We start from the raw sequence: 21,777 nt of genomic DNA on the forward strand, positions 1-21,777 counted from the left end.
GTATATTTAAACTGTTATCTTTTTTCTTATTGGCGGAGTGGACGGGACTCGAACCCGCGACCCCCGGCGTGACAGGCCGGTATTCTAACCAACTGAACTACCACTCCAGAATAAGAATATGTTTTACAACCATATGTTGTGTAAGCGTTGGCGGAGTGGACGGGACTCGAACCCGCGACCCCCGGCGTGACAGGCCGGTATTCTAACCAACTGAACTACCACTCCAGTTTTGCTTACAAGTTTTCGAAAATTGGCGGAGTGGACGGGACTCGAACCCGCGACCCCCGGCGTGACAGGCCGGTATTCTAACCAACTGAACTACCACTCCACATTTTCGTTGCTGTTTGAGTCTCCCCTGACAGCGGCGTGAATAATACGAACCAGCCCCTATTTCGTCAAGGGCTTTTTCGCTTTTATTTAGGTTTTTTAGTCATCTGTCATCGAAAGGTTTAAAATTTCACCGCTTTTGTCATTTTTTGAGCCGTTTTTAGTACTTTGCTTTTTTTCAGAATTACCAACATCGTCATTTGTTGTTGTCTTTTTATTTATAAAAGGCAGCTTCACTTTAAATTTAAGCGATTTTTTCTGTACAAAAATACGAATTGCCAGCCAACCCATTAATAAAACGCACAGATTTCCAACAATAATTAAGCTGAGTAAAACCCAATTCGCTATTTTTTCTGCTACGGGTTCACTCTCAATCATTAAATCAGGTGGAATTATGGTCGCTGGATCAACTGCTGGTACCGCTTCTATTGGGCGTGCAATTTCAAATTTGTACGTTGGCAGCGTTGCCATAAACTCACGACCCTTTATATTTGTGCCAAAAATAGACAGCTCGACACTATATCGACCCCAACCATAATTTTTAATTGCTAACTGCCTCGTATGTTGTGCATCCGACTCTATACTAAACATTTGCTCTTCGTTATTAGGGTAGTAAATTTTACCCTGCATAATTACGGTTTCTGGCTTAACTATTGTGTCATCTAAATTAATAGCTAAAAGGTGCTCGTTACTTTCTTGCTCTGCTAACGTCATGTCGTAACTTACTGGGGCAGAATGTACCACAATGCTGCTTTGCACTATTCGACGTTGTAATAAGGGGGTTGCTATGTAGAGTTCGGGGATCCATTCTCCTTCGGGAAAGTCTAATTTAAACTCGCCCGTAAAAACGCCATCGTTTGGGCGTTCGTCAAACCCTCGGCCATCATCTTTAAATTCAGCGACTTCTTGAGTAATGGCTCCAAAATTAGCAGCCTCTGCATTATTAGTACTTACAAAATCAACATTTAAGGTAACGACATCTCTAAATAGATTGGCATTTATGGGAGCACCGTCATTTAAAATTTTTCCGGTGATTTTTATTGTCTCGCCTCGAAACAGCATTTCCGGTAACGGCTCTGCCTCAAGTGATACCTGGCCTAATACGACAATGCGGCTGTCGGGTAAGATATTACCTATAACTTGCCAAGGGCCAGCCATGGGGTTGCGTATGGTAACCAAATCATAACTAAGCTCGTCATGCCAACTTAAGTCAGGGTTTTTAACTGATTCGGTAGCAAAATATTTACTGCCATCGGGCCTTACTAAAATAACAGCCGGTGAGCCTGGTTTTCTAAAAAAAAGTAAGGTTATTTCAGCTACTTTACTATCAATACGAAAACGATTATCTAATAAAGGGATTTCATTTTGCCTCCCATCACGCTTTAGTACTTCAACTTGTTTAACGCCATATGCGCTGGTTGCAAAAAAACTAGCAGATACTAATGCGGTTACCAAATAAAAGGTTTTCATAATATGGCCTTAATCAGCGCGCCATATACAGTGGCCGCCTTCATTATTAACAATATCTAATCGTGCTTCGTGTGCAGCTTGTTCTGCCTCACTGGCGCTTAATACTACAAGAGGTGCTCTTTGGGCGCTTAAGCGTCGTATTCCGCCTTTTTGCTGTTCGGTATCGTCATTTTTATTTTGATTCAAATTTAGCTTAACTTGTCCGCCAGTCATTGCTAGGTAAACGTCAGCTAATATTTCAGAATCCAGTAATGCGCCGTGCAAGGTTCGCTTAGCGTTATCTACGTCGTAACGACGGCATAGCGCATCTAGGTTGTTCTTTTGTCCTGGATGCAAGTCACGCGCCATTTTAAGCGTGTCGAGTACTTGACAGAAAGTGGCCGTTTTAGGATAGCCCTGGTTAAGCAGAGAAAATTCGTTATCCATATGGCCAATATCGAACGGCGCATTATGAATAACCAGTTCTGCCCCCTTAATATAATCAAAAAACTCTTGAGCAATTTGATGAAACAGTGGTTTATCACGTAAAAACTCATTAGTGATACCGTGAACGTCTATTGCTTCTTCTTCACTGTTGCGCTGTGGGTTAATATACACATGAAAGTTATTGCCGGTTAAGCGGCGATTTACTAATTCAACACACCCGATTTCGATAATACGATGCCCTTGTTTAGGGTCGATGCCGGTGGTTTCTGTATCTAAAACTATTTGTCTGCGTGCCATATCGAATTAATCCTGACTCTGGTATCTTTCTATAATCACTTTATTGTACATAATATCAAGGTAAAACAGTGGAAAAAACCGTAGAGATTTATACCGATGGTTCGTGTTTAGGTAATCCAGGCCCCGGTGGTTATGGTATATTCATGATTTATAACGAACATGAAAAAAAATTGAGTCAAGGTTATAAACTAACAACTAATAATCGCATGGAAATGCTGGGGGCAATTGTGGCTCTGGAAGTATTAACTCGCCCATGTGTTATTAATATCACTACCGATAGCCAATATGTGAAACAAGGTATTGAGTCTTGGATCACGAATTGGAAAAAGCGCGGCTGGTTAACCTCAGCTAAAAAACCAGTAAAAAATGTCGACTTATGGAAACGCCTCGATTTAGCGTGCGCTAAACACACCGTAACCTGGAAATGGGTTAAAGGGCATAGCGGTCATAAATACAATGAAATTGTAGATGACTTAGCGCGCGATGCCGCTGGCAGTAAAGATTTACTCGATGATGTAGGTTATCAACCTTAAAGCTGATTAGCACATACCAAATTACTTTTTATTTTGCTCACAATGCTTTAAGTGTTGCTTTGAGGTTTGTCTAAGGCCCCCTTCTACTGTTGTAAAGCGCGGGCGAGCATGCCACTTAGGTTTAATGGGTGTGAGCGGTGCAACACGTTTACGTGCCACCAGCATGTAAACACTGCCCATAGGTTTTAAGTATTGTTTGGTAAAGCTACGCCAAAACGCAAAACGCGACAATCTATTACCTCGCGCCAGTGATGAGTAAATAAAGCGCTCATCACTCACTATTTCAAATCCCAATAAATTAAGCCAATCTTTAACCCGTGCAGGGGTAAAAAAACGCCCTGTCCATGGCAGTTTCTGGCCACTAAATGGTAATAATTGCGCAAGCCCACATAAACTAAACGGATTAAAGCCCGTTATCACAATATACCCACCTGGAATTAAAGTGCGATGTGCTTCGCGTAAAATATGGTGAGGATCTGAGTGATACTCTAAGCAATGGCTTAAAATACATGCATCAATAGTGTGCTCATAAAATGGTAATTCGTCTATATCGGCAATAACGCCGGTGTGAGCGCCCGCTTGCGCTACGCACACTTGGTGTTTTATTAAACATTTACTGGTGTTTAGCTCGCCACTCAAACTACCTAACTTAAGCATATGGTAGCCAAACATACGGGGGAGCCACGGCGCTAATTTACGTTCAATCTCACAGCGTAAATAATCCCCATGAGGAAACTGCTGCCATGACAACGGTTTAGGTCCTTCTTGAAAACTAAGGGCTGGTTTCATTTTATGAGCTCGTTATACTAGGTGTTAACTGTCACTTTATAGAGCAACGTTACATGGTGCAAGTCAAAGCAATTAAAGCCTTTTCAGATAATTATATTTGGTGCTTAACTACAAGCAATAATACGCAAGCTTGGGTAGTCGATCCGGGCCAAGCAGAGCCAGTACTTGATTATTTGGCGCAGCATAATTTAACCTTGGCGGGTATTTTAATTACCCATCATCATTACGACCATACCGATGGCGTAGCAAAGCTGGTTAGCGAAAACCCAAATATTGCTGTATACGGCCCAACTAACAGCCCGTTTAAGGGGATTACTCAGCAACTTACTGATGGCCAAAGTATTACAGTGCTTAATACTGCTTTTAATATTATAGCGACACCCGGGCATACTCTAGATCATATTTGTTATGTTAATGAACAACTTGCCTTTACTGGTGATACTTTATTTAGTGGTGGTTGTGGGCGTTTATTTGAAGGCTCTGCAGCGCAAATGTGGCACTCGTTTAATAAACTGCGCGAATTACCTGCTGATTGCAAAGTTTACTGTACTCACGAATACACTCAAGCTAACCTCGCTTTTGCAACAGCCATTGAACCGCGTAACCCAGAGCTACTTGCCTATAGTAAAAGAGTAGATGAACTGCGCAGCAAAAATGAAATTACTTTACCAAGCACTATCGGCCAAGAGCTAAAAATAAACCCCTTTATGCGCAGCGATTTACCTAACATTACTGAACTATTACCAAAAGAATTTTGCTCGGTTACAAAAAACAATGAACCTTGGGAAAACTTTGCGGGTCTGAGAAAGTTCAAAGACCATTTTTAATCCGCTAACCAATAGCCACATGTACTTTTTGTTTAGCAATCAAAAAGTTAAAATTAGCATTTGATTATTGCTAAGTGTTTTAAAAGGTCACAAGTGGCAATGTTAGCTCATAACGGGTAGTATTCGCCGAGTTTTTTACCCCATGTATTGGTATTTATGAATAAATCTCCCCTATTACTGGTTTTAGTATTAGCACTAAGCGGCTGTCAAACGTTAACAAACGAAAACACTGACTCGCAAGCCGCAACTCAAGCAAATAAGCAGCTTGGAGGCGCAAGTCCACACGATATTAGCAATGCATTAATGAGCAGCGCCAAGTATCAACACGTTAAAGATACTGACACTGAAGCACCTATTTTTGATGATGTATGGGAGCGTATTCGTTACCAGCTTTCAATAGAGGTGCCGCAAAATCGCCCCGTAGTTACCGAGCGTAACTATTATGCAAAGCACCAATCTTATTTAAATCGTATTTCGAAGCGTGCCGAACCTTATTTGCATTTTATTGTTGAAGAAATAGAAAAACGTGAAATGCCTATCGAAATTGCACTGCTGCCTATTGTAGAGAGTGCTTTTGATCCGTTTGGTTACTCGCATCGCACGGCGTCGGGTATTTGGCAATTTATGCCACAAACCGGTGAGCGTTTCGATTTAAAGCAAAACTGGTGGTATGACGGGCGTCGCGACATAGTACAATCAACTCGCGCTGCGCTTGATTACTTGTCGTATTTACACAAAACCCTTGAGGGCGATTGGCTCAATGCCATTGCAGCTTATAACTCGGGTGAAGGTCGCTTGTTGCGCGCGATTAAAAAGAATCGCAAAAAACACTTGCCGACCGATTTTTGGTCACTTGATTTACCTAGCGAAACCACCGCCTATGTACCAAAATTATTAGCACTGGCCGACTTGTTAAAGCGCTCAGATGACTTTAACGTGACGTGGAATCCTATTATAAATGCACAAGTTGTTGAAGTAGTTGAAATTGGTTCGCAAATTGACTTAGCACTCGCTGCAGAAATGGCCGATATAACACTCACTGAGTTGTATAGGTTAAACCCTGGTTTTAATCGTTGGGCAACCGATCCTAATGGCCCGCATTCTTTACTATTACCGGTTGATAAAGCTGAGCAGTTTAGTCAAAAATTAGCTAATACTGATATTAAAAACCGCTTACGCTGGCAGCAATATACGGTTGAGCGTGGCGACAGTTTATCGGTTATTGCCAAAAAGTTTACCACCAGCACCAGTGCAATCCGATCATTAAATAAGTTAAGCTCAAATACAATTAGAGTCGGTCAGCAACTATTAGTGCCACTAACTGATGGCGCAATTAATAGCGAACATTTACCAGAGCAAATGCGCTCTGCGGCTAATAATACCAGCCGTACTAAGCTTTCGCATACGGTTAAAAGTGGTGATACGCTGTGGGATATTAGTCGTGAATACGATGTCACTATGGATGAGCTTGCAAAGTGGAATAAGCTGAAGAAAAGCGCTACATTGCGTTTAAATCAAAAGCTAACGGTATATAAATCTGCTAATAAAGCAAAGACAGCAGCAAACACTACGCATCGTACAATTACGTATAAAGTGCGCCGCGGTGATTCGTTAGCGCGTATTGCGTCTAAGTTTAACTTAACTGTAAACGACATTATAAAGTGGAATAGTTTAGCCGGACAAAAGTATTTACAGCCGGGGCAAAAGCTTAAATTAAAAGTAGATGTTAGAAGCAGTTAAACTGCAACAGGTAAAACTAAGGCGCTTATAGCGCCTTAGTTATTTTAGGCTTGTGCTAATATTGCTTTAAGGGTGCTTTGTTTTGCAATAATATCTTTATAAAGCGCAAACTGATTTTGCGCCCGCTCTAAATTATGATTGGCATGTTTGATTGAAAAATAATTATCGCCATCAATATAATCTGTTAAAAATCGCAGGCCTATCATAAAGGTCATCACTTTAGCACCTAGCCAAAAGCTTTGTTTTTCTTGCTCGGTGATCAGGCCTTTTAATGGCTCTACGTAACCTTTAACTATGGCTGCAAATATTTCTTCGCGCACACCTACATTACTTAAATCGGTGGAGTCTTCTTGCTCTGGTGAGCAAAAGGTGCGTACCATATCACCAAAGTCGTAAAGCCAATACCCTGGCATACAGGTGTCTAAATCGATTACCGCTTTAGCATTATGTGATTGCTCACAAAACAGCATGTTATTTATTTTTGTATCGTTATGACAAGGCCTTACCGGTATAGATCCTGCTAATGCTTGGAGTTCATCAATGAGTGTAAATTGCGATAAACAAAAATCAACCTCAGCTTGGCAACTAGCTAAGCGCTGCTCTGGGTCAAGACTAACTGCAGTTTTAAACGTCTGTGCACGCATGGCTAAGTTATGAAAGTCAGGGATCACATGGTGCAATTGTTCTGCATCAAAATCCTCTAGCGCCACAGCAAATTGACCAAAGGCATTCGCCGCAGTTTGCGCTTGGGTAGCATTAGTGACTACATCGTCGCTGTAACTGCCACCAATAAACTCTAGTGCTCGCCATACCCCCTGATCACAGTTAACTAAATAGTCATTATTAATAGTCGCTACGTGGCGAATAATATCTAAGTTGTACTCACCCAATTGCTGCTTGCTAGTTAGGTGTTGCTCTATTAAACGGGCATTTTTTACGAGTAAACCGGGCTCAGGAAACACATCAACATTGAGCTTTTGTACTACTAGCGACTTTTTAGCAGTGCTAAGTAACCATGTACTATTGATCAGCCCACTACCGATTGGTTTGATACTGATATGCTGATTGCCTACGCCAAAACTTTCAGACAAATGAACCGCGATGGGATTTAGCTGCATAGCTATTTTGCTACCTAAAAATAAAATAACTCAGATAATAAAGGTGAGCTTAGGGTAACACTCACCTTTATTAATAATTAAAGCTTACTAAGCCAATTTTTTAACCACGGCTCGGTAACCGGCCAAGGTTCAAAGTCTTCGCAGGCATCAACCTCTAAGCGGTTACCAACAGGCTTAGCTTGTAAGTCACGTAATAATTCATCAAAGCTGCGCCCTGCACCACAAAAGGTGTCGCCGTAGCTTCTGTCGCCCATGGCAATAATTCCAAATGGCTTGTCGGTTAACATAGGAAAAGTACTATTTAACTGATTATAAAAATCAGCCAAGTTATCAGGCACATCGCCTTGGCCGGTTGTTGAGGTGATAATTAAAATATGTGATGCACTTTGAATGTCGCTCAACACTGGCTCATTAAATACCGTAACGCCATGCCCAGCTTGCTCTATTGTTGTGGCTACTTCGTCACTTAAACGCTCTGCACCGCCATATACGCTGCCTACAAAAATACTAATATGTGCCATTAATTAATAATCCTTTTCTTCATCTGGCCAACCTAGTTGTTTGCAAATGCTGAGCATTGCATCACCTAGTGGCGCTTTAATTGTTATTGATTCATTACTATAAGGGTGCACAAAGCTAAGCTCAGTTGCAAATAACATTAATCTGCGCAGCTCAAAATGCTCCCTAAAAAATTGATTATGCTGATTATCACCATGGTTTACATCGCCAATGATAGGCAGTGATAAATGCTTTAAATGCCGACGAATTTGATGTTTACGCCCCGTTTTAGGAAAACATTCTACGAGGGAATAGCGCACCGTTGGGTACTTGCCAATGGGAATAGGCAAGGCTGCTTGGTGCAAGCAGTTAAACTGAGTTTGCGCTTCTTGTGGCGCTTTGTCTTGATCGGCAAACTTATCTGCTATTTTGTCCAGCTCTTCTTTTAGTGGTTTATCTAAAAATACCGACTCGGGTGCAAAACCACGTACTAAGGCTAAATAGCGTTTACTAATAGTGCCTTCAATAAATAACTGATTCATATCGCGGGCCGCTTCTGAACTTAACGCAAACAGTAACACCCCCGATGTGGGTCTATCGAGCCTATGTACCGGAAAAACATGCTGCCCAAGTTGATCGCGTAGCATTTGCATAGCAAACTGGGTTTCGTGCTTATCTAAAAACGAACGATGCACTAATAAGCCTGAGGGTTTATCTATGGCTACGTAGTTTTCATCCTGATACAAGATAGTCAGTTCGCCATACTCAATTGGTATTGGGCGCTCACTCATTTGGATCTCCTAAAAAGGCATCGAGAGCTGTTAACAGAGTAATAATTTCATCGCTGCCTTTTTTACTCGCAAGCGTCATTTGTGCCATAGGAGCAATTGCAAAGTTGCGCGGCAATGGCTGCTTATCAATAATTAGCTGCTCAACTTTTTCAATAAATACAAACTGTAACCATTGTTCAAATGCCATGGTGTCGTGACAAAAAGGCACGTTTGATTGTAATGCTTCTACTGCTATTGGCTCATTTTGCCAAAGCTGATGCTTTTTTAAAAGTGCCCTTAACTGCACTAAATAAGCTTGAGTTTGCTGGTACATAACCGCCCTCTTAAAACTAGATGAAGTAATAATACCATTTGTATTTATTAAGAGCGAAATTATAGTAACTGAAAATACCCGCTTAATATTACCCCCGCTTGCTCGGTTATTTAGCAAAATCAAAACTCAAATTCTATAAGCGCGGTTCCCTCAACCTTTGCTATGGCGTATAATTGACGCAATTTTGTAGTAAAAACAATTGAGAAAACGATGAGTAAGCAAATAGCGACATTAGGGCAGCTTTTAGATAATGCAGGTACTCAGTGGCGCGCGTTTGATATTGGTAGGCACATAATTAAGCTTGATAAAAAACAATTTTTAGCCATAGAGCAAGCACAAGTCCCTTACCCATATCCGCTTGCTGGTCATGCGTGGTTAGCTATTCAGTTTTGGGATAGTAAAGCGAGTAAAGAACCTTATGTATGGTTTTTAAAATTTCCAGTAGATGAGCAAAGCAAATTGGTGAGTGCGAGTCGTGATCACTTTGCCGACATGGTAATTGAAGCACTCGGCACACAGCTTACCGGTGAGCAAGCCGACGGTAAACTTGATAACAACCCTTATGTTTTTACACCAAATGCCAACAAATTAGCAGCCTTTAATGCGCAACTTAAAGTATTATTAAAGCAACCTGCATCACAGTATTACGAGCATACGCAGTTGTACTTTAGTGGCAAGCTGGGTTTTGAAAATTGGCAAAGTGTGGCATTACAAGGCATTGCCGATTTTGCACTGCGCCTCGATAATGAGACTAACTTAGCTAATTTACAAAAAGCCTGGCCTCATTTGCCCGTTGAGGTATTACAGCCCCTTAGCGCCATGCTTGAGCATGTAGAAATACCGCCCTCATTTAGCCAATTACTAGTAGAGTACGGCCAAGCGGCTATAAAAAATAATGACCCGTTTGCTGTTACAGTAGCGCTACGTTCGCTTTCTAAAGCGCAAGCGCAAGGCTTAACCACCCAATTGGTCGATAGTGTATTAACTTCATCGGTTAATCAAGATGCTGACGTACTGCTCACTATTGCTGGGCGTTGCTTTAAACAACTAGAAGACCCTGAACGCTTGCATGTATTTATGGACAACTGTGCACACCATCAACAAATTACTGAACTATTTGTGAGTGTTTTTGCTGATTTAGTTGCAATACCCACCATTCGCCCGCATTTATTAGGCTTATTACGTAAAGAAAATCGTAGCGAAACCCTCGCGCGTGCAATTGGAAGGTTATTCTCTTAAATGGCAAGTTTATGGACGTTCATACTTATTGGTAGTGTAATTTACTTATTTTGGCTAAACCGAAAGGTAGCCGAGGCGGCGAACGTTCATGCTAAACGCCAAAGCGAACAACTGCAGGTGCAATTAATGAGCGTTGCCTGTAGTAAACGCCGCTTTGGCTTTTTAAAAAGTGGTAAACCTGGAGTGAAAAGCGAATTTATTTTTGAGTTTTCAAGTAATGGCGAAAATGCCTATCAGGGAATACTGATCATGGAAAATGAGTATTTAAAAAGTGTGGTTATTCCACCGCATAAAATATAACCTTTATACTGCGCTAAAAGTTTAATTTAGGGTAAGGTTTAATTTAAAAATAAGTAAAACACAAAAAACTAAGGCGTAACTAAAGTTACGCCCCAATTGACAAACATCCTGTTAGGTATCCTTTACCTGTGTAATCCGTATTATCATCCTCTGAACGAGCAAACAACCTTGTTCACCCTCACATTGCATCCTGCAATATCCTCTTGCCACCTTGGCTGTCCTGCGTAAACTAACGCTCCGGCTACTTCCTGTAGCGCCATCCTTGATTATCCCTTAGTAGCTCCTGCCACTTAAGCGCATCATGCACTTTCCTACTCATCCTTGCATCCGTGTTAACTTGTCCGTTTTGCTTCTTGCTAGCATCTGCTATGTTGCCTACTTCCGTATCCTTGGCAATCACTCAATCATTGAGCTGTGTCGTCTTGACAAAGTAAAGTTTAAAGCAAATGCCTAGTAGATATAGTACCTAGCTGTTAATTATTAAATGGCATTTATATTAAAAAACACAAACTATAAAAATAACCTTACATATCAATCAAATAGGTAAGGAATAACTATTTCAATGCAATTTAAACTGACAACTCGCACAGCGATGTGAGATATATCTCACGGTCATATGTCCGTTTTGGGATGTAAACCACCAATGCAGGCTACCTTATAACCTAAATTAAATTTAGTTTTTTGACTTAAATAACAATTCGCCCGCAATCTTATTAAAAGTAAGCTGCTTAAAGCTTTCAAACCCTTCGGTTTTAAAAAATTGAGTATGCTCTTTGCGCGTTACAAACACCGCCATACCTGTAGACTCGGCATTAGATTGAACTAGGTCATTTAGGCCTCTTAATAAATAACGCCCAAACCCTTGGCCATGAAAATGCGGATCGACCGCAATAAAAGCTAAAAAATAGTAGTTGCCCTGCTGCTCTAGTGCATCTCTAATTGTTTGCTCTTTATCTATTAGTTGATTGGTTTGTAAGTAACCAGCACTTAACATTAGCTTTAAGCGCCAATGCCAATAACGCTGCGCCTGTAATTGGCTGTTTGATTCGAACACGCAGGCAACGGCTTTGAGCTTATCGTTACGATATAAACCAATAAGCGGCTGCTTCTCTTGCCAAAAGCTGCTTAGCTCTTCGCGAATTAATGATCGAAGTTTTTTTTCGTAGGCCGATTTACTCTCTTGCTCGTAATTGAGCATAGTTTGTAAAATAGGATCGTCGTGATACGCCTGATAAATTAAACTTGCGGCAATACTTATATCTTCTGCGGCTAAATACTGTACGCTAAATGTATCGGCTTGGGTGGTCACAGTCATTATTATTCCTTTTTTGTATTAGAACAACACATCATTATTTTCGCCTTATGATTAAACCATTAGCTTGGCGCTATAATCACTAACTTAATGCGATTGGGTTTACTCATAGCTACAACTTACACACATAATAAATTTATATTTGTTCTCTAAATAAGCGCTTTATTTACTCACTTTCTAAACTATAGCTGTAAAGTTATTAATGGTAAATTCAGCGTGAGTTTAGCTGGCTTAGACTATAGTTTATTTATAATCTTATTTTGACACGCTAGGAGCACAACATGGATACAACAAAGCACGATATAAATACACTGTTTGCACAACTTGGCTTACCTAGTTCTGAAGCTCAGATTGATGCTTTTATTGCTTCCCATGCGATTGAAGATACAACGTTAATACAAGATGCACCTTTTTGGGATGAATCTCAACAGCATTTTTTAGCTGAATCACTCGCAGAGGACAGTGATTGGAGTGAAGTTATTGATGAGCTTGATGTACGCCTTCGCCAAGGCAATTAATTTTAAGGTAATTGATTTAATTTGGGACATTTAATGTGCCCCTCCCTATTTATTGTTACTATAGCCTCCACGCAGCAGCTTCATGCTGCGTACCTATTTATACTAAAGAGTTATAAACCTAATGAATGCTGCTGTATTTGATGCAATTAAAGTCCTTCTTGATGAAGGCAAAGTACCTACTGTCGCGCTTACTAAAAGTCGTTTAATTAAGCCTGTGCCTATGCCTGTTATTATTGCGGCGGTGAGTCAGTATAAAAACAATCCAGATTCAATTTATAACTTAATGAAAAGCCAAGCACAACCGAGTGGTAGCGATTCTAAAACTTCGCAGTTAGATAGAATTGAAGAAAAGCTCGACCGGTTACTTACCCTGCTAGAAAAATAATAATTCGAGACTATAAATGTTCGTTGTTGATTTAACCTTTGATTGCTACCAAGACACCACTTTAGAGAAGGCCGAACAAGCTATTAATCGCTTGGTTAATGCGCTGCGTTTTAATGGCCAAATAATGGGCGAAGAATTTCCTACTGTTTTAAAAGATGGTTTCTTTATTACCCGTGTTATGTGCCCAAACGAAGATGCCATGCACCCGCTTAACAATAGTCCATTTGTAAAACACAGCATTGAGCAATTGCACAGCGCTGGTTTACTTGCGCCAAAAGTAAAAATTATTGGTCAAGATATTCATTCTAATGGGTCTGATTGCTGCGCCGAGCCTTCTAGCTATATTTTATACACCACTTATGTGCATACTTGTAGCCCACTTTATTGTGGTGACGACTTTTTACCGGTACCGCTATTTCGGATCCCAGCAATTGCTAATGGTGATTATAAAACCTTAATTAAATGGCAGGAAGACTGGCAAGCCTGCGATCAAATTCAAATTAATGGCGCAACACGCTGTGAGTTTCCTGCTCTTGAAGAAATTTCGAGTATTAAAAGCGACTTATTCCGCCGCGGTAAAGACATTACTAAACGAATTAGCTTTTTAACTAAAAAACCTGTGTATTACTATATATACCGCGTAGGTGGCACCGATAAAACTTCTGAACTAGAGCGTAAATGCCCAAGCTGTAATGGCGATTGGAGGTTACCTGAATCCTGGTTTGGATTATTTGATTTTAGGTGTGAGCCCTGCGCCTTAGTGTCTAACATATCGTGGGACTTTCAATAAGTTAAAGATATTATTAATGTATTAGCTCGATATTAAAATTAATTCCGAGCTAATACTTTACACTAAATCGTTTTAAGGTAATTAACGCCTGTTTTAATTAAACCTCAAGCGCTTGCAAAAATTCTTCTATATTGGCAGCAAGCACATGATGCGTTTTTTTGCCTACGTACTCTAAGCACACTTCACCGCTGTGCAATAACACACTTACTAACAAATCATCTTGTGCTGTTAACCCTATAAATACTGTTTCAGGTTGTTTAAGTTTACGCTTCATTAAAACGTGGCCAGTTATATTTTGTTGCAATAAATCAAAGTCATCGCTATTCCATACCTGTAACAATTCAACTTGGTGACCATCAATACTAGCTTGAATATTGCCACCATACATATGCCCATAAAGCGCATTTAAGCCACTTGGAAATGTAACATCCAATGCCTTAGCTAAATCATTAAGCGAGCCTGCAGGTTGCTGCAGCACAGCTTGCCACTGAATATTACCTTGTTGATCAACATTGCCTATTTCACATGGGCTTGGCCATTGTTCATCGTGCACCATAAGTGGATGTTTTTGCGTGTTTTTTAGGGTTTTGTCATTAAACCTTTGGTGTAGCTGGGTTAACTGCAATACAACAGACATACTATGAAACTCATTTAAATTAGATATAATGCCGCTATTGTAACTATTTAAGGGCAAACATGACAGATTACAGCAATTCTCCCGACCTTAAAGGCAGTGTGTTAGGCCAATCAACTGAATATATAGATCAATATACTCCAAGCTTACTTTTTCCAATTGCACGCAAGCTAAATAGAGATGCTTTAAATATTGACGAAGCCGCTTTACCATTCAAAGGCCAAGACATTTGGACTGGTTACGAGCTGTCGTGGTTAAACGCCAAAGGCAAGCCGCAAGTCGCTATCGCTGTATTTACTTTTGCCTGCCAAAGCAGTCACCTTGTTGAATCTAAATCGTTTAAACTGTATTTAAATAGCTTTAACCAAACTCGATTTAACAGCCGTGATGAAGTGAAACAGCATTTAGTTAAAGATCTAACCGCAGTGGTTAACAGCTTAGTGCAGGTAACTTTATACAATGCAGATGAGTATAACTGCCTTCCTTACACCCCATTACCTGGTGAGTGTATTGATGATTTAGATATCGAAATTGATAACTACGATATTGACGCTCATTCTCTAAAATCGCAAAGCAATAAAACGGTAACCGAAACCCTGCATAGCCACTTACTTAAGTCTAACTGCTTAATTACCTCACAACCCGATTGGGCAAGTGTAATTATTCGTTATACAGGTGAGCAAATATGTAGAGAGTCGTTACTTCGCTACTTAATTTCGTTTAGAACCCATAATGAGTTTCATGAACAATGCGTGGAGCGTATTTATAGCGATTTAAGCACTCAGCTCAGCATTAAAAATCTTGAAGTTTATGCTCGCTATACGCGCCGTGGTGGCCTTGATATAAATCCGTATCGCTCAACTCATAATAACGACACGCCATTTGCAGTTAAAATTAACCGCCAATAAGTGTTTATTGTAATAAAAAAGGAGCCTAGGCTCCTTTTTTATTCACTACGTTTGGTGGGAATAGCCACAGCGCACACGTCTATATAATTAGCTGTATGTACAAACCAAGGCTCAGAGCGATTTTTTCTTGCCGCAATTAGGTTTTTAAATGCCTGTGAGTTTGTTTTCATCACTTTAAAAACACTTTTATCACTATTATTAATGTCTTCAAGTACTTGAATATCAGTTATTGGGTTAAATTCTTTATCATTGCGAGCGGTACGCTCTAAGCGGTTAACATGCTCTATACCCTCAAGTACGCGTCCAAATACAGTGGTGTTTTTATCTAAATAACGTGGCGCTTGCCCTATAGTGATAAAGAATTCGGTGCTTGCACTATTTATATCGTTATCTCGCGCCATTGCAAATATGCCACTGCAATGCACTTGCCAAGTTTGGGTTTGTAGTGCGTTTTGAGCAACCGCAAAACCATTTAAAAAACCAGTTATAGGTGCATAACCATCACCTTCAAGGGCTGTAATTGCCAACGGGTGTTTAGTAGTTAAATAAAACTCGGCCAAAAGTGATTTATTTGCAGTCTTAATAATCTTTTTAGCACTGCTAGCACCACCTTGAGCTACAAATCCCTCAACAAAGCGATAAACACTCGTTCCTTGATAAAAGCCTTCTCGCGCAAGCTTTTTAATATTTTTTACATGCTGTGGAGCAAGCTGCGGATTAAGCTCAATATAAGTGGCGCCTGTGGGTAAGGTTATTTTTAAAATATTTTGCGAGTTAACCACTCGCCACTCGTCCTCGGCGGCTTTAGTAATAACGTCACTGGCAGTGTGCTTTATTTTAGGCTCACCTTGTTGCGTGGTAATGCTTTGTTTATATTGTCCAGCACAGCCGTTTAATAACATCGCAGCGGCCACTGTTAACAGGTACTTTTTCATAAATTAGCGCCTTATTATTATAGTTTTACATTAGGGTCTTATCCTTAAGCTTGGTTATTACTTACTAACATCTGCTTTAACCTGTAATTATTAGTCCCAATCAAACTTATAAAGTATATCTACGTTTTGATATAGCCCACTGGTTATTTCGATATAAAACTGCGAAAGCAGCTGATAACGTATTGCCACTTCACTAAGGGAGTCAAAAATACCAACACTGTATTTTACTTGTAAGCTCGGTGCCACATAGCCTGATATTTCTACTTTTGTTTGCTCACCACTGCCTTTAGAGGTAAGGCTAACATCCGACAAACCAAACGTTTCACCCACTTTAGAAACCAGCCCTTCACTGCGGCTAACCCCCTGCGAAAGTAACAACTGAGTGAGCATAGCATCGGTGGAGCTATCGCCCTCGCCTAGTGGTTGGCCATTGAGTAAATAGGCCAAAGCTTGTGCCTGATCCATCGCTGGCTCCGAAAACACTTTTAGCCTGGGTTGCTCTACATTACCTGTAAGCGTTACCCCAGCAATAACACCATTGGCGGTGTTTTCGGGATTACGAATGGCTTTAATATTTAAGTAAGGCTGCTCTATTGAGCCACTAAAGCCAACCTGGCCGGTACGAATTAACAAATCTTGGCCAAATGCTAAGTATGTACCGTTTACTAACTTAAGCTCGCCTGTGGCAATAATAGGAGTTCCTTGGCTCATTTTAATCGCCAAGTCGCCTTCTACTTTAGATTCTAGACCGAATGATTCAATTTTCACGTCATTTTTTACAATCAGTTTTAAATCTATATCGTAATCAAATGGCACTTTTTTAGTCGCTTTGGTTTTTTGATCAACGATTATTTCGTCATCGCTAACTTGCACAGCGCCCTCTGGCAGCTCTTCTATTTCAATTCGCCCATAAGGGACAATTACTTCACCCACAAGGTTTATTGCGTTGTTAGCCAAACCAATTTTTAAATCTGGAGATACTTTAAAAACGACTCCTTGCTGAGCACGTACATAAAATTGCTCACCTACTATTGCAACGTTAACGGCTGGTTGTTCACCTTGCCAATCTATGTCGCCATTTAATTTAATATTCCCGCCTTGGGGATCTGTTAAAAGGCCTTTAATTGTTGCTGTCGCTTTGTTAAATAAAATACTCACATTCGATTTTTCAAGTGCTATTGGTAGTTGTTCACCTTGTAAATTAATATCATCAATATTTACTTCACCTTCAAGGAGTGGCTCTTTTAATGTACCTGCTAATGCAATTTTACCGCTAATATTGCCTTTGAGCTGCTCAATAGTGTCTAAAAATGGCTGCAAGTTAGAAAATAATATTTTATCTATGTTTACATTACCGCTTAACGCTTGCGTGTTTTGTATGTCATCTACATTAATTTGGGTGGTAATTTCACCTAACACGCTAGAGTTTAAGTTAGCTGTTAATTTACCTGTTTGAGAATCAGTAAATGCATTCACACTAAGCGTTTCTATTGGTAAACGAAAGTTATCTTCTTCGGAATTGTATTTGGCTATTAAGTTATTTGAATTTAAAGAAGCGCGTAATGTTTTCAGCGCACTCGCTTGCCAGTTTGCAACAAATTCCCCTGTTAAAGCGCCTTCTGCACCAACATTATCAGGTAGTAAATGCTTTAGTTCCTCAAATGCTAAATTGTTTAATTTAGCATTGAATTGACCTAACTGTTTATTTTGCGACAAAGTGTCGATACACAACTCACTTTGTGCAGATTGCCAGCAGTGCTTACTTACATCAAAATCGCCTGTTTGGGTGTTTACGTTAAGTGTAATTTTTTTACTGTTGTTAAAGCTTAGCTTTTTATCGCTTAACTGCACATTGCTCAATGCACCTTGCCAAATCGCATTGGTAAGTTGACCATTAACTTCAAACTCAACTGCACCTTGTTGCGCATCAACAGATGCGGTAAGTTGATGATCTTTTTTATCCCCTGTTGCATCTATTTTTACACTGTTAATTTGTTGCTCAGCAACTAAAGCCGAACCAACATCTATTGCAATATTAGTTTGCCAATCGGCCGCTGTATCAAGATCAGCTTTAACAGATAACTTACTTATATTTATTTCATCAAAAATAAAACGTTCCAGCATTAATGCTAAGTCAACCGACGGTGTTAACCTTTGACCTCTAAGGGCTATATTGGCCTTACCATCTGCAATAAATGGCATATTAGCCTGCTCATCACTTTGTAGTGTTATATTGCCATCTACTAACCATTTGCTATCTATTTGGCCATTGAGTTCTAATTTATTTTTACCACTGCTTAAATAAAAACTATCAATATTAGCTTTTAATGCATTATCTAGCCTAAAGTTTGCGGCAAACTCTAATGGCACGTCGTTAAGTGTGCCGGTGAGTTTGGTATTATTCATTTTCAGTTGCCAAGTATCCGTTTGTGCATTAAATGAGCCTTTAAACTGCCCAGAAATATCACTCGTTACTGCATCTGTTAAGTATTGCGCTTTTAAATGCGATAGCGTCCCTGCAAAATCTGCTTGTATACCTTGTTGCCAGTTAACATTGGCATTTATTTTTGCAGTGCTGTCGTTGGCCTTAACCGACAATGTAGAAAGCTGTGCATGGGTAAGCGTGCCCGTTAATTGTGTGTTTAAATCAACGGCTGGGTACGCGCCTAACTGGCTCGTTGCAGTTAAACTAAGTTGATAGTCATCTGCGTTGCCCTGCGCACTTAAGTTAACCTTACGTAGCGTTAACTGCTCGCTTTGTGCGTCGATCAGCCACTGGTTTATTTTGCCTTTAACTGTAAATGGGTAGTTTGTTTGCTTTAAATTAGCATTGGCATTTAAACTAAGCGGAAATTGCCCTGTGGTTTCTAAATCAACATTTAAATTTGCCAAGTCGCCACTGAGTGATAAGTCAGCTTGGTGTTGCGGGCTTTTTAATACAATATGACCTTTTAGCGGCATATTACCTACAAGCTCTGTGTTAAGTTGTGTATTTAATTGCCACTGCTGATAACGAGCCGCTAAAGAATATAAATTTATTTTGGCATCTTCTACAGTCATTTGCAGTGCTATATTTTCTATCTCATAGTCTTGTTCGCCCTGCTGTATAGCCACTTTATCAATATCAAACTGCTCAATGGTTATATCCAGTGGTGAAGTAAATTCGATATTAGGCAGTGCAGGAAGCTTCGTAATTGCCGTTGATGCTGTTTGTGATTGCTGGGATTGGGCTTGCTCTTTTAGCGTAACCAGTATTTTAGGTATGTTTAAGCTTTTTACTACAAGCTCTGATCCCATCGCTTTTGCCGATAACTTAAAGTTATCAACACGCACGTTGGCGCTTGGGTGTTCTAAAGTAAATACTTTTACAGCTATATTTTTAACAGCGATATTAAAAGGTAAGGTAATTTTAGTTAGTGGCTCAGATGGCTCTTCTGCAACTGCTTCAGTTGATTGCTCCAAAGTTAAGGCCATTGTATTAGCACTTAAATTATCAATGCAAATACCGTCGCACTGCCACCAAAATAAATTAAGCTTTAGTTGCTGGGCATTAAAATCTACCCCGTTATTGTTATACCTAACATTAAATACATCGTTATATAAAAACCGACCGTTTTTAATGTCAATATTTAAACCATCAACCAACTTGTTTGCACTATAAGCAATAAATTGATTACCGGGTGCAGTAAATAATATACAAAATACGGTTATTAGCAGTATGACTAAAACAGCACTGACACTTGCAGTTATTTTTTTAAATACAGTCATTAAATTTCAGGCCCTATAGTAATACTCAAACGGGTGCTTTTACTTTCTTTGGTAAGTCCCCAAGCGTGGTCAATTCTAACCGGACCTACAGGTGTTAAATAACGAAAACCAAACCCAGCACCTACTTCAAATCTATCCGAAAAATCATTGGTTGCAGTACCTCCATCTACAAATAAAGCAACCCGCCAATTTTGCGCAAACTGATAGTTGTATTCTGCAGTACCAGAGACTAAGTACTTACCCCCTATTAGCTGCCCTTCATCGTTTTCGGGTGAAATTGATTGATACGCAAAACCACGCACACTTTGATCGCCACCAGCAAAAAAGCGCAGTGAATACGGCACATTAGCTATATTATCGACCAACATGGCACCTAGGTTCGCTTTTAAAAACACTAAATGGCGGTCTAAATAAGTTCTCAGCCAAGCGTTTTGTAACTGCACGCGGATCAAATTAGTACTAGAGAGTACATCTTCTACGCCAAACTCTGCAGATATTAACCACTGTTCGCCCCAATAAGGGGTTGTTCCCCCTTTTGATTTTTTACGTGCATAACTAATACCTGGCATTAACATTTCACTGCTTTCTTCTTCGTCGTCACCTATTCTATATGTTTCATGGTCGCGGCGTATAAAAGCGGTACGCACCCAGTTATTATCAGTTAACCATTGGCGTTGTACTTGCCCGGTAAGTATTTCACTATAAATATTATTAGCTAATTCATCCTCAAGTTTATAACCAACCGAAAAACGCCATAAATCGTCATTAGGATCATCCTCTGGGATTGTATAAGCCATTGAAATATCTTGTTGTCGCTCAGACACATTTAAGTTACTTTCTAGGTAATGGCCATCTTGCGTTATCCATGGTTTACTCCATTTAAAGCGCACTTTGGGGCCTAAGTCGGTACTAAAGCCACCACCCACTTCATAGCTATTTGCAGGTTTATGTAATACATCTACTTTTATAGGTACTTGGTTATTTTTACGTTCGGTTATATCTGCATATACTCGTACACTAGTAAAATAAGGCGTGCTTGATAAATCAAGATTATAATCGGCTATGTGGGTCGATTTATAAGGCTGCCCTTTGGCAAAAGGCGCTAAAGAACGAATATACTTTTCAGCAGGGGTATCGCTAGCAATTACAATATCGCCAAACTGATAACGCCCCCCAGTTTCAATAATAAAAGTAACTTCTGCGCTATGTTTCCCCAAAGATACTTCTAGTTTACGCGCAGGCCATTTAGCGTCAAAATAACCTAGCTCTAACAGCATTGATTCTATTTTTTTATGCGCGCTGTCATAATGTCCGTGGTTTAAAATATCTCCCTGCTTTAGGGTAATATTATTAATTACTGCCAATAAAGCGGGGTCCTGCTTGCCAGCCCCCTTTACACTAATATTTATTGCAGCGATGCGAGTAGCTGGCCCTCGCTCAACTCTAACCACCAAATCACGCTCATCTTTATCAAAGTTAACCTCTACTTTAGGGCTGTAATACCCTAATGCTTTAATACTATTCTCGACTTGTTTTTTTGCATAGCGGCGCAGGGTCAAGGTCGGCTTTTCACCTATAAGTTGTTTTAAATAAAGCGCAACATTTTTTTCTAAATCGTCATTTATCCCTTTAATCTCATAATCTTCTATTACATTTTCAGAGGCAACAGACTGAGCACTCAGAAGAATGCAAAAAATAAACATGTAACGCAAAAACTGATTAAACAAGTAAATATCCTTACCTTTAATTCTTAAAATATAACGATGCATCAACTCTATAATATCATAGCCGTAATGAGCCTTACATTAACTTAATAGCTACCCAGTGACATAATATGCAATCTATAATATTAAAATTAG

General features: G+C 39.9%; 21 protein-coding genes and 3 tRNA genes. 9 read left to right on the forward strand and 15 right to left on the reverse strand.

Going from position 1 to position 21,777, the window contains the following annotated elements; translation table 11 throughout:
- Positions 1 to 30: 30 nt before the first annotated feature.
- The 5 genes from I6F41_RS09780 to dnaQ form a co-directional block, all read right to left on the reverse strand.
- Positions 31 to 107: transfer RNA gene (locus tag I6F41_RS09780), tRNA-Asp, on the reverse strand.
- 41 nt (positions 108 to 148) lie between these two features.
- Positions 149 to 225 (reverse strand) — tRNA-Asp (locus I6F41_RS09785).
- A gap of 26 nt (positions 226 to 251) precedes the next feature.
- A tRNA-Asp gene (locus I6F41_RS09790) sits at positions 252 to 328 on the reverse strand.
- A gap of 98 nt (positions 329 to 426) precedes the next feature.
- Positions 427 to 1,797 (reverse strand): TIGR03503 family protein, encoded by a 1,371-nt coding sequence (locus I6F41_RS09795; protein ID WP_197108279.1) that lies wholly within the window; start codon positions 1,795 to 1,797, stop codon positions 427 to 429.
- Between the two features lie 9 nt (positions 1,798 to 1,806).
- The gene (dnaQ, locus tag I6F41_RS09800) at positions 1,807 to 2,520 is read right to left on the reverse strand and encodes a DNA polymerase III subunit epsilon (RefSeq protein ID WP_086999245.1); all 714 of its coding nucleotides are present in this window, start codon (positions 2,518 to 2,520) and stop codon (positions 1,807 to 1,809) included.
- A 68-nt stretch (positions 2,521 to 2,588) separates the two neighbouring features.
- Between dnaQ and rnhA the strand changes: the two genes are divergently transcribed.
- Positions 2,589 to 3,053 (forward strand): ribonuclease HI, encoded by a 465-nt coding sequence (rnhA, locus tag I6F41_RS09805; RefSeq protein ID WP_011328623.1) that lies wholly within the window; start codon positions 2,589 to 2,591, stop codon positions 3,051 to 3,053.
- 21 nt (positions 3,054 to 3,074) lie between these two features.
- Here the strand turns inward: rnhA and I6F41_RS09810 are convergent, their stop codons facing one another.
- A complete protein-coding gene (locus tag I6F41_RS09810) occupies positions 3,075 to 3,842 on the reverse strand; it encodes a class I SAM-dependent methyltransferase (protein WP_197108280.1) in 768 nt (255 codons plus the stop codon).
- Between the two features lie 53 nt (positions 3,843 to 3,895).
- Between I6F41_RS09810 and gloB the strand changes: the two genes are divergently transcribed.
- Together gloB and I6F41_RS09820 are read left to right on the forward strand one after the other, a co-directional pair.
- Complete coding sequence (gene gloB / locus I6F41_RS09815) at positions 3,896 to 4,669, forward strand: hydroxyacylglutathione hydrolase (protein ID WP_197108281.1); 774 nt, start codon at positions 3,896 to 3,898, stop codon at positions 4,667 to 4,669.
- 156 nt (positions 4,670 to 4,825) lie between these two features.
- A complete protein-coding gene (locus I6F41_RS09820; protein ID WP_011328626.1) occupies positions 4,826 to 6,409 on the forward strand; it encodes a LysM peptidoglycan-binding domain-containing protein in 1,584 nt (527 codons plus the stop codon).
- 44 nt (positions 6,410 to 6,453) lie between these two features.
- Here I6F41_RS09820 and I6F41_RS09825 read toward each other — a convergent pair whose 3' ends face one another.
- The 4 genes from I6F41_RS09825 to I6F41_RS09840 all read right to left on the reverse strand — a co-directional run bounded on the left by I6F41_RS09825 (position 6,454) and on the right by I6F41_RS09840 (position 9,129).
- The gene (locus I6F41_RS09825; protein WP_011328627.1) at positions 6,454 to 7,527 is read right to left on the reverse strand and encodes a phosphotransferase enzyme family protein; all 1,074 of its coding nucleotides are present in this window, start codon (positions 7,525 to 7,527) and stop codon (positions 6,454 to 6,456) included.
- A gap of 77 nt (positions 7,528 to 7,604) precedes the next feature.
- Positions 7,605 to 8,048: a flavodoxin gene (locus tag I6F41_RS09830; protein ID WP_011328628.1), complete on the reverse strand. Its 444-nt coding sequence runs from the start codon at positions 8,046 to 8,048 to the stop codon at positions 7,605 to 7,607.
- A gap of 3 nt (positions 8,049 to 8,051) precedes the next feature.
- Complete coding sequence (gene truC, locus I6F41_RS09835) at positions 8,052 to 8,816, reverse strand: tRNA pseudouridine(65) synthase TruC (RefSeq protein WP_011328629.1); 765 nt, start codon at positions 8,814 to 8,816, stop codon at positions 8,052 to 8,054.
- Entirely contained in the window at positions 8,809 to 9,129 is a 321-nt protein-coding gene (locus I6F41_RS09840) for a YqcC family protein (RefSeq protein WP_089368532.1), read from the reverse strand. Before I6F41_RS09840 ends, truC begins: the two co-directional genes overlap by 8 nt.
- A gap of 210 nt (positions 9,130 to 9,339) precedes the next feature.
- On the opposite strand from I6F41_RS09840, the gene I6F41_RS09845 reads away from it, so the two are divergent.
- Together I6F41_RS09845 and I6F41_RS09850 are read left to right on the forward strand one after the other, a co-directional pair.
- Positions 9,340 to 10,368: a DUF3549 family protein gene (locus I6F41_RS09845; protein WP_197108282.1), complete on the forward strand. Its 1,029-nt coding sequence runs from the start codon at positions 9,340 to 9,342 to the stop codon at positions 10,366 to 10,368.
- The gene (locus I6F41_RS09850) at positions 10,369 to 10,668 is read left to right on the forward strand and encodes a DUF3301 domain-containing protein (RefSeq protein WP_197108283.1); all 300 of its coding nucleotides are present in this window, start codon (positions 10,369 to 10,371) and stop codon (positions 10,666 to 10,668) included.
- Positions 10,669 to 11,341: 673 nt separating this feature from the next.
- On the opposite strand, the gene I6F41_RS09855 is transcribed toward I6F41_RS09850, so the two are convergent.
- Positions 11,342 to 11,983, reverse strand: coding sequence for a GNAT family N-acetyltransferase (locus tag I6F41_RS09855; RefSeq protein ID WP_011328633.1), 642 nt, complete (start codon positions 11,981 to 11,983; stop codon positions 11,342 to 11,344).
- Positions 11,984 to 12,261: 278 nt separating this feature from the next.
- Here I6F41_RS09855 and I6F41_RS09860 point away from each other — a divergent pair, with 278 nt between their 5' ends.
- The 3 genes from I6F41_RS09860 (at position 12,262) to I6F41_RS09870 (ending at position 13,673) form a co-directional block, all read left to right on the forward strand.
- Entirely contained in the window at positions 12,262 to 12,498 is a 237-nt protein-coding gene (locus tag I6F41_RS09860) for a DUF2789 domain-containing protein (protein WP_011328634.1), read from the forward strand.
- A gap of 121 nt (positions 12,499 to 12,619) precedes the next feature.
- Entirely contained in the window at positions 12,620 to 12,883 is a 264-nt protein-coding gene (locus I6F41_RS09865) for a hypothetical protein (RefSeq protein WP_197108284.1), read from the forward strand.
- Positions 12,884 to 12,899: 16 nt separating this feature from the next.
- Positions 12,900 to 13,673, forward strand: coding sequence for a Zn-ribbon-containing protein (locus I6F41_RS09870; protein WP_197108285.1), 774 nt, complete (start codon positions 12,900 to 12,902; stop codon positions 13,671 to 13,673).
- A 97-nt stretch (positions 13,674 to 13,770) separates the two neighbouring features.
- Here I6F41_RS09870 and syd read toward each other — a convergent pair whose 3' ends face one another.
- Entirely contained in the window at positions 13,771 to 14,310 is a 540-nt protein-coding gene (syd, locus tag I6F41_RS09875; RefSeq protein ID WP_197108287.1) for a SecY-interacting protein, read from the reverse strand.
- Between the two features lie 59 nt (positions 14,311 to 14,369).
- Here syd and queF point away from each other — a divergent pair, with 59 nt between their 5' ends.
- Positions 14,370 to 15,215 carry an NADPH-dependent 7-cyano-7-deazaguanine reductase QueF gene (queF, locus tag I6F41_RS09880; RefSeq protein ID WP_011328638.1) on the forward strand — a complete coding sequence of 282 codons (846 nt, stop codon included), beginning with the start codon at positions 14,370 to 14,372 and terminating at the stop codon, positions 15,213 to 15,215.
- Positions 15,216 to 15,253: 38 nt separating this feature from the next.
- On the opposite strand, the gene I6F41_RS09885 is transcribed toward queF, so the two are convergent.
- The 3 genes from I6F41_RS09885 to I6F41_RS09895 form a co-directional block, all read right to left on the reverse strand.
- Positions 15,254 to 16,150: a peptidylprolyl isomerase gene (locus I6F41_RS09885; RefSeq protein ID WP_197108288.1), complete on the reverse strand. Its 897-nt coding sequence runs from the start codon at positions 16,148 to 16,150 to the stop codon at positions 15,254 to 15,256.
- A gap of 90 nt (positions 16,151 to 16,240) precedes the next feature.
- On the reverse strand, positions 16,241 to 19,918 hold the full coding sequence (gene tamB, locus I6F41_RS09890) for an autotransporter assembly complex protein TamB (protein ID WP_197108289.1): 3,678 nt from the start codon (positions 19,916 to 19,918) through the stop codon (positions 16,241 to 16,243).
- Entirely contained in the window at positions 19,918 to 21,645 is a 1,728-nt protein-coding gene (locus tag I6F41_RS09895) for an autotransporter assembly complex protein TamA (RefSeq protein WP_197108290.1), read from the reverse strand. Before I6F41_RS09895 ends, tamB begins: the two co-directional genes overlap by 1 nt.
- Positions 21,646 to 21,777: the final 132 nt, after the last annotated feature.

This window comes from Pseudoalteromonas sp. SCQQ13, from assembly GCF_015864415.1.
In the GTDB taxonomy this organism is placed as follows: domain Bacteria; phylum Pseudomonadota; class Gammaproteobacteria; order Enterobacterales; family Alteromonadaceae; genus Pseudoalteromonas; species Pseudoalteromonas nigrifaciens.